This window comes from Corynebacterium sp., assembly GCF_030826625.1.
Lineage (GTDB): Bacteria > Actinomycetota > Actinomycetes > Mycobacteriales > Mycobacteriaceae > Corynebacterium.
The window spans coordinates 1-8,674 of record NZ_JAPJNQ010000089.1; the positions used below are offsets into that span (position 1 = coordinate 1).

An 8,674-nucleotide genomic window follows, 5' to 3' on the forward strand; every position below is an offset into this window, starting at 1 on the left:
GGTGAGTATTCATCATGGCGCATAATTCCCACCACAACACTGTTGAACAGGCGTCACAGTACAATGCCCACGGTGGCGACGATCTTGATGATAACGATGAGCTGAACGTCGGACAGGCACAAATTTCCACCTCCGGTACCGATGATTTGTTGGACGAAATCGATGGCCTGCTCGAATCTAATGCTGAAGAATTCGTCCGTTCCTACGTGCAAAAGGGCGGCCAGTGAGCAACGTATTTACCCGGCGTATCATGGGCGTGGAGACCGAATATGGCATCACAGCTACGAGCGCCGACGGCAACCACACGTTAGGTGCAGCCGAGGTTGCACGTTATCTGTTCGAGCCGATCGTTGAAGAACACGGAAGCTCGAATATTTTTAGTGTCAACGGCTCTCGCGTCTACTTGGATATGGGTGCCCACCCCGAGATCGCCACCGCAGAATGCGACAGCATTACCCAGCTGTTGAACTATGAGCGCGCCGGTGATCGCATCCTTGACGATTTAGCCCAGCAAGCTGAGAAAAAACTGGTGCGCGATGGCGTCGGCAAGCACGTTTACTTGTTCAAAAACAATCTAGACTCGCACGGCAACTCCTACGGTTGCCACGAGAATTATTTGATTTCGCGGTCGATGGTACTGCGGGCGATCGGCCGTGCGCTTGAACCGTTGATGGTTACTCGACAGCTGGTCTGCGGCGCAGGCCACATTGAACGAGAAACCGCGGAGCACCCTGCACAATTCGTTCTATCTCAACGCGCGGATCAAATGTGGGAAGGTGTTTCGTCGGCGACGACTCGTGCCCGGCCGATGATCAACTCTCGTGATGAGGCGCACGCAGATTCGAATCTTTATCGGCGTTTGCACGTCATCGGCGGGGACACGAATCTGGCAGAGCCCACGTTCGCTTTAAAGGTGGGCTCAGCGCTGCTGGTGTTGGAAATGATTGAGGCCGGAATCGAATTGCCTGATTTTGAGCTGGAAGATCCGATCTCCCAAATCCGGGAGATTTCGCGTGATCTGACAGGCAAAACCGAGATGCGCCTGAAAAATGGCTCTACGGTTACCGCGCTGGAAATCCAACAGTCGTTGTGCCAGCACGCTGGCGAATGGCTAGAAGTCCGGGACAATTACCGTGAAGCTGGACAAGCCGAGGGTACACCGACGGCAGAAATGCACCGGGTGGTGGATTTATGGCGCCGTGCACTAGAAGCAATCGAGACGCAAAACTTTTCACTCGTAAATCGAGAACTCGATTGGGTGATTAAGAAAGAATTGTTTGATCACTATCGCAGCCGCCTTGGCGAAGATTGGGAGCACCCAAAGCTATTACAAGTTGACTTAGCGATGCACGATATCCGTCGTGGTCGGGGGATTTTCCAGGTATTGCAAGACAAAGGCAGAGTAGATCGTTGGACATGCGATGAATCCATCGCGGAGGCGATGACTACGGCGCCGACGACGACGCGTGCACACCAGCGAGGGCAATTTTTGTCGCTCGCACGGAATACTAACGCATCATTTGCTGTTGATTGGTCTCGGATGAAGATCACTGATCCACAACGAGTGGAATATACTTTTGGTGATCCCTTCGCCACGAAAAGCCCTGAGCTCGATGAGATGCTCGCTATCATGAGGCAGGACAATCACGATCGGGCTTGACCGCAGTGGTGCCTGAACACAAATAGGGCCCAACACGATACGGAGTAAGCATCATGTCAGCCGCAGCAGCACCAAACACCGCGTCGCAGTCGGCATCGCGCCCTACAAACGGACCACGCTATGATGCTGCCGTCGAGCGGTTAACAAACCTTACCTTCGCACTTCGTGGCGCCGCGCTATCGACTGGCCGTCCGGACCGAAGCGCTGAGTGGATTCACGCAAACGTCGCGGGATACCACGAAAATCCACATAGCTTCCGGGTGCAATTGCAACGGGATGTCGCCACGTTAGCTCGTGCTGGGGTCTATATCGAAAGTTCAGCCAGCGAAAACGGCACGAACTACCGTCTGAACCCGGAAACTTACCACCTACCGGAAATTTCTTTCAGCCCGGAAGAAGCGACTGTGTTAGGCATTGCCAGCGAAGTTGGCCACAACAGTGGCCTTGGGGCATTCAGCACCGCGGGATGGACTAAACTCGCGGCATCCGGCGCACATCGCGAAATCACCCCTGGGCCGGGATTTGTTGCTGACAACGACATCACGCGGCTCGACCCCGAAATTTTGCGGGCAATTCTCACGGGCGTGGCCCATAAGCTGCGTTTGTCTTTTGATTATCAACACCATTCGGGGGCACAGGTGCAACGCCGGACGATGGATTTATGGGGGATAGTTCCCCATCGCAACCGGCTCTATGTGGTCGGTTGGGACGTCGACAAGCAGGCAGAGCGGTCGTTTCGCTCCACTAGGATCAGCAACATCCGCCGCTCACGCAAGCAAGCAACCCATACGCAACCGACAGGGTCCTTGCGCGATATCGTCGCGAAGACTTTGGCGGTGCGCGAAACCGCCTCAGCGACGATCCGCATGCGTCGGCAAGCTGCACCGCCGTTAGAACAGGCCGGTCGAGTGATTGCAGACGATGGAAACGAGATTGTGATTGAGGTCGAAAGCGTCGAGCTGGACTGGCTAGTACGTACTTGCGCTGCCTATGCCGCTGAAGCCATCGTTGAGAAGCCAGAAGAAATTCGCGAGCGCGTGCAGCAATTGTTACGGAAAGCGAGCGCAGTATGAAAACTGATTCGCCACAAAAGCTTGCAGCTCTAGTGCAATCGCTCAACCTAGTGCCGTATTTCAAAGCACACCCAGAGCGAAGCGTTTTTGAAGCTGCAAAGGATCTAGGCCTTAGCCCCGATGAGCTGGTGCGAGCTCTTGGTCGATTGCACTGCAGTGGGATTAGCACGCAAACGCAAGATTTATTGGATCTCAGCTATGAGCTGACCAAGGGCGTAGTCATCCACGAAGACCAAGGGATGGATTCTTCTTTACGCTTGACGCCAACTGAGGCCGGTGCGCTGTTGCTGACGGTGGAAGTGTTGGAGACCATGCCTGGGCTCGTCGACCGCTCTGCAGTCGCGTCAGCAGCAGAAAAACTACGATCCATCATGGACGAACGCTCCCGTGGCATTTATGATGCCATCGCTGATCATTCAGCAGACAGTGACAAACTCCGCGATTCGCACCTACTGATAACCGAGGCATTGAGTGCGAAAAAGCGTCTCCGATTCGATTATTGGTCTGCTTCTTCGAATAAGACTAGTCAACGTCTCGTCGACCCCGCCCGGGTATTTATTCGTGGCGATGCCGCGTATCTCACTGCTTTTGTCGAAGAATACGGTGAACACCGAAATTTCCGCATCGACCGGATGAGCAACGTCGAGATTATCGACGAGGTAGCCCACCCGCACGCTAGCAAGCTGAAATTTTCTAGCGACGATCCCTTCGGCTTTCGCGATAGCAGCACGGCCGACGTGAAAATCGCTCCAGAGGCGCTGTGGATGCTCGATGAATACGACATGGAACGGAAAGTAACCGAGCACCCGGCTACTCAAAAAGCAGGCGATAGCGACGCTGCTACTGGTGCCAACGAAGCTACCTCCGCCGACTGGGTACAAGCACGCATGCCGGTGGGAAGCGCACAGTGGTTCGCCCGATTCGCGCTCAGCCACGCTGATCATCTTCATGTACTCGGACCAGATGAGCTCGTACAAGCCGTGCATGAACAAGCTCAGGCCGGTTTGCAGCGTTATAGTATGGTGAAGACGAATAAAACTTAGAGACTCGCCCAGCTGTCCCGAATGACCCCAAGGGTCTTTGTGATGGCTGCGACGTTGAGAAAGGCGCGATTCATGAGCATCAGCCCCACACAAATTTTGTTGATCTTGGTTATTATTTTGTTGCTGTTTGGCGCAAAGAAATTGCCAGACCTCGCGCGTTCGGTGGGCCGTTCTACGCGGATTCTGAAGTCCGAAATGCGCGAAATGGGTAATGATGAAGCCCAGTATCAAAATAGCCACAGCAATCAAAACAGCCAGGCTAACCAGAATAACCCACAATCCCAGCAAGCAATTAGCCAGCACAATTCGCAGGCGCAGCAACAGCCAAACAGCGATGCCGAAGATTTCTGGAACAAGCCAGAAAATCAACCACGCTCACAAAACTAGTCTCGCGGTACACGCGAACGATTTTTCATCATGACCGCACCGAATTCTCAGCCGGCCCAGCCAGGTCAATCGCGTCCGGAGGCCTCAGCCGCCGCCGGGCGTACCAGCCGTGCCCTGCGCTCCACCTCGAATATGCTGTCCCGGTTCCGTTCAAAGCGGAAAAAGAAATCTCTGACCGGTGATATGCCGTTGGTGGAGCACCTCAAAGAATTACGTCGGCGGGTCATTATTTCAACACTGGCCGTGATTGCCGGGGCAGTGGTTGGCTTTATCTGGTACCAAAACGCTCCGGGTCCTATTCCCGCGCTCGGGGAAATTCTGCGCGGCCCATATTGTGGCGTTGATCCCGAGTTGCGGGCGGATTTTACCTCCTCGGGTGAGTGTCGCTTGTTGGCCACGAGCGCCATGGAAATGTTCATGCTGCGCTTAAAAATTGGTGCACTTGCAGGCACTGTTTTGGCAGCACCGGTGTGGTTGTATCAAATTTGGAAGTTCATCACCCCAGGGCTGTTACGCAACGAACGCCGCTGGACCTTCAGCTTCGTCACCATCGCCGTGCTGCTATTTTTAGCTGGTACGGTGCTGGCTTATTTCTCTTTGTCCATCGGTCTGAACTACCTGTTGACAATCGGTTCTGATTTCCAGACCGCCGCCTTGACAGGTCAGGAATATTTCAGTTTCGTTGTGGCGATCATGATCATTTTCGGAGTGAGCTTCGAAATCCCGCTGGTGATCATCATGCTTAACCTAGTTGGGGTGGTGCGTTACGAATCGGTTCGCACCAAACGGCGCCATACGATCGTGGTAATCTTCATCTTCTCAGCATTGATCACCCCAGCTCAGGATCCATATTCTCTGACAATCCTTGCTGTTGCCATTTGCATCTTGGTTGAGCTGTCCTTCCAGTTTTGTCGTATCAACGACAAACGGCGCGCAAAAAATCAGCCCGATTGGGCAGGGCTTGACGACGACGAGGCCTCTCCACTGGATTATCAACCAGAACCAACGGCGGTGCCCGCTCCCATTGGTCAGCACACCACGCCTGCGGACGCTCCACGGCTAAATACACCACCGGAAGCGGCATACAGGAAGGCCCGCGCATCGGGCTTCGACGATATTTTGTAGCCTAGATAGTTATGATCAGCACCCATTTAGAGACTTTTCGCGACCAACTGACTTACGAGCTTGATCCATTTCAAATCCAAGGGTGCACAGCCGTGGAAAACGGCCACGGGGTGTTGGTCTGTGCCCCGACGGGTGCTGGAAAAACGGTGGTTGGCGAATTTGCGGTTTCGCTTGCGCTGTCACGTGGAACGAAGTGTTTCTACACCACGCCGATCAAAGCCTTAAGCAACCAGAAATTCCATGACTTAGTCGCCGCTCATGGCGAAGACGCAGTGGGATTGCTTACTGGGGATGTGTCCTTCCAACCCGATGCTGAGATCGTGGTCATGACCACTGAAGTCCTACGGAACATGATTTATGCGAAATCACCCGCGCTGGATCGTCTCACTCACGTCGTAATGGACGAAATTCACTTTCTCGCAGACCAGTCGCGCGGTGCTGTCTGGGAAGAAGTCATCCTCAATCTGGAAGAACATGTCTCGATCATTGGATTGTCGGCGACGGTGTCCAATTCTGAAGAGTTTGGTCGCTGGCTTTCGGCGGTGCGGGGTGATACCGAAGTCATCGTGTCTGAAGATCGGCCGGTGCCATTGGAGCAGTGGATGCTGATTGGGCAGAAAGTTTTTCCACTGTTCAGCCCCGGCGATGACAATAATGAGAACAAGCAAGTTAATGCCGAATTGCAGCGTCGCGTAGCACGCTTAGAAGCAGGCGACGTTGCCGACGGTCGTGATGATTATCGTCCGGGGCAGGGCTTTCGTTCGCGAACTCGCTCCGGTGGTTCTCGCAGTGGTGCGGTGCGCCCGCAAGACCGCTACCGGCCGTTGGGCAGGCCGGAAGTCCTACGCATCTTGCAGGGGCAGAACATGCTGCCTGCCATCATCTTCATTTTTTCACGCGCTGGTTGCGATGGTGCTTTGTACCAGTGCTTACGCTCGAAGATGGAGCTGACTGACCCGGATGAACAGGCCACGATCGCTGAAATCATCGACGAGGGAGTTGAAGGCATCCCGGAAGAAGATCTAGAACTCCTGAGATTCGCACAATGGCGTAAAGCGCTGATCCGCGGTTTCGCAGCACATCACGCGGGGATGTTACCTGCATTCCGCCATATCGTCGAAGAGCTGTTTGTTCGAGGCCTGGTGCGAGCGGTATTCGCCACCGAAACACTGGCGCTTGGAATCAATATGCCGGCTCGCAGCGTGGTGCTAGAAAAGCTCGTGAAATTTAACGGCGAAGCCCACATGGAGTTAACACCAGGCCAATACACCCAATTGACTGGACGTGCTGGGCGCCGTGGCATCGACACGTTAGGAAATGCAGTGGTGCAGTGGGCTCCGGCGATGGATCCGCAGCGTGTCGCCGACCTTGCATCGACGCGGACGTATCCGCTTATTTCGACGTTTGAACCTGGCTACAACATGGCGATCAACCTGCTCAACAATTTGGGAATGGACGATGCACTGCGCCTGCTGGAAAAGTCATTTGCGCAGTACCAGGCCGACGGTTCAGTCGTGGAAGAAACTCGAGAGATTGAGCGAGCGGTCCATCGCGTCGACAAGCTTCGTGAGCAACTCAACGAAGCGATTGCTGCGTTTGCACCACCGATTATTGATGAACAGGATCCGGCACAGCTGCTGTCCGAGTATGTAGAGTTGCGCAAACGACTCAGTGTGGAAGAAAAGTCGGTGAAATCTCGGGCGCGGGATGATCGTGCCGACGAGACCCGGGCGATCCTGGCGAAGCTACAAATTGGTGATGTGATCGCGTTGCCAAGTAAGAAACGCCCAGTACTGGCCGTCGTCAACACTCCGGCAAATCAAACTGCCGATCCACGGCCATGGATCACGACGGAAAAAGGCTGGTCTGCGCGCATTGATGCATCGGGATTCGAAAATCCTCCTGCGCTGGTCGGACGTATGAAGCTTCCAGGTAAAGCGCTGAAGAACCCGCGGCGCCACAGTCACATCGTCGTGGATAAATTCATGAAAGAAAAATACCCACGGCCAAAGAAGATGAAGATGCGGGCGCGGGCACGCGATACCGAGCGAATCAAATCGTTACGTTCTCAGATGAAAAACCATCCAGCGCACGCCTGGCCAGCGATGGAACGCGAGCAGCTTACCCAACTAGCGCAGAAATACTTGCGCAGGAAAGGTGAACTCGACAAGCTTCAAAACACCGTCGACAAAGCTACGGAAACCCTCGGCGATATGTTACGTCGCATCATTGATTTGCTGACCGAACTGGACTATGTCGACATTATCGACGGTGAACCAGTCGTCAGCGCAGAAGGTGAAAAGCTCGCCCAAGTGCACAATGCCTCGGACCTGCTGGTGGCGCAGTGTTTGAAACGCGGGGTTTGGCAAGAGCTCGACCCAGCAGAACTCGCGGGCGTGGTCTCGATGTGCACGTTCGAAAACCGACGCGCGACTGGTAACCAACAAGTCGAAGGTATCAGCGATGAAATGACACGGGCGATGGAGAACACTCTGCGCCTGTGGCAGGAGCTCGTCACCGATGAGCGACGTCATAACTTGCCGCCGACGCGCGAACCGGAGCCCGGCTTTAGTATCGCCATTCATCAATGGTGTGCAGGAGCACCGCTGGGGTATTGCTTGGCCGCAGCGAACGAATCTGGTGCGGAGCTGACCCCAGGTGATTTCGTACGGTGGTGCCGCCAAGTCATCGATTTGCTACAGCAAGTGGCAAAGACAGGCTATAGCGCTGAGATTAAACGCATCGCTGGTCAGGCTATTGGCGCGATTAACCGCGGCGTGGTGGCTATTGGCAGTTAACGAGTTCTAGGTAGGGTAGTGGGCATGCCATTCGTGATCTTGTTTTTCTATATGCTCGCCGAATTCCTGGCGTTTTGGGCGGTCGCTAGCCTGATTGGTTTCGGGTGGGCTCTCGTCGCATTATTGGCCACGGTCGTGCTGGGTCTTGTGATCACGCGTGTGGAGCTACGCCGGGTTGCGGCCACCCAGGCATCATTGGTGCAGCGATTGCAGGCACAGCGTCGAGGCAGGTTTGGCAATGAGCTAGACGACGAGCAGCTGCAAACGTTGAATTCTACGCAGAGCCGAAAATCTGCTGGCGATATCGGACTAACGTTGGCTGGTGCTTTGCTGTTGAGCATTCCCGGATTCGCCACTGCAATCATTGGTCTGCTGCTGGTTTTTCCACTTACGCGGCCAATTATTCGGGGTTTTTTGCTGGGACGCATGCAGCGCAGCGTGGAGAAACTTGGTGTGCGTTTTTTCGAAGCATCGCCAACCGGCCGGAAAACCGCTAGCTACGGCAGCTTTGGGTTTGTTCCAGGTCACGGGGATGCTGCTAAGGATAGTCAATCTGATGATTTTCATGGCTCTGGTTCTGCCCCTGTT

At 54.5% G+C, this 8,674-nt stretch carries 8 protein-coding genes; all 8 read left to right on the forward strand.

Annotated elements, in window-relative coordinates; translation table 11 throughout:
• Positions 1 to 14: 14 nt before the first annotated feature.
• Positions 15 to 227, forward strand: coding sequence for a ubiquitin-like protein Pup (locus RCH87_RS09385; protein ID WP_306516432.1), 213 nt, complete (start codon positions 15 to 17; stop codon positions 225 to 227).
• Complete coding sequence (gene pafA / locus RCH87_RS09390) at positions 224 to 1,660, forward strand: Pup--protein ligase (protein WP_306516433.1); 1,437 nt, start codon at positions 224 to 226, stop codon at positions 1,658 to 1,660. The genes RCH87_RS09385 and pafA overlap by 4 nt, the downstream gene beginning before the upstream one ends.
• Before the next feature lie 53 nt (positions 1,661 to 1,713).
• Complete coding sequence (locus RCH87_RS09395; protein WP_306516434.1) at positions 1,714 to 2,733, forward strand: YafY family protein; 1,020 nt, start codon at positions 1,714 to 1,716, stop codon at positions 2,731 to 2,733.
• Positions 2,730 to 3,776: a YafY family protein gene (locus RCH87_RS09400; RefSeq protein WP_306516435.1), complete on the forward strand. Its 1,047-nt coding sequence runs from the start codon at positions 2,730 to 2,732 to the stop codon at positions 3,774 to 3,776. The genes RCH87_RS09395 and RCH87_RS09400 overlap by 4 nt, the downstream gene beginning before the upstream one ends.
• A gap of 72 nt (positions 3,777 to 3,848) precedes the next feature.
• Positions 3,849 to 4,163 (forward strand): Sec-independent protein translocase subunit TatA, encoded by a 315-nt coding sequence (gene tatA / locus RCH87_RS09405; RefSeq protein WP_306516436.1) that lies wholly within the window; start codon positions 3,849 to 3,851, stop codon positions 4,161 to 4,163.
• 132 nt (positions 4,164 to 4,295) lie between these two features.
• The gene (gene tatC / locus RCH87_RS09410; protein ID WP_306516439.1) at positions 4,296 to 5,288 is read left to right on the forward strand and encodes a twin-arginine translocase subunit TatC; all 993 of its coding nucleotides are present in this window, start codon (positions 4,296 to 4,298) and stop codon (positions 5,286 to 5,288) included.
• An 11-nt stretch (positions 5,289 to 5,299) separates the two neighbouring features.
• Positions 5,300 to 8,086, forward strand: coding sequence for an RNA helicase (locus tag RCH87_RS09415; protein ID WP_306516437.1), 2,787 nt, complete (start codon positions 5,300 to 5,302; stop codon positions 8,084 to 8,086).
• A 24-nt stretch (positions 8,087 to 8,110) separates the two neighbouring features.
• On the forward strand, positions 8,111 to 8,674 hold a 564-nt coding region (locus RCH87_RS09420; RefSeq protein WP_306516438.1), incomplete at its 3' end, for an FxsA family protein.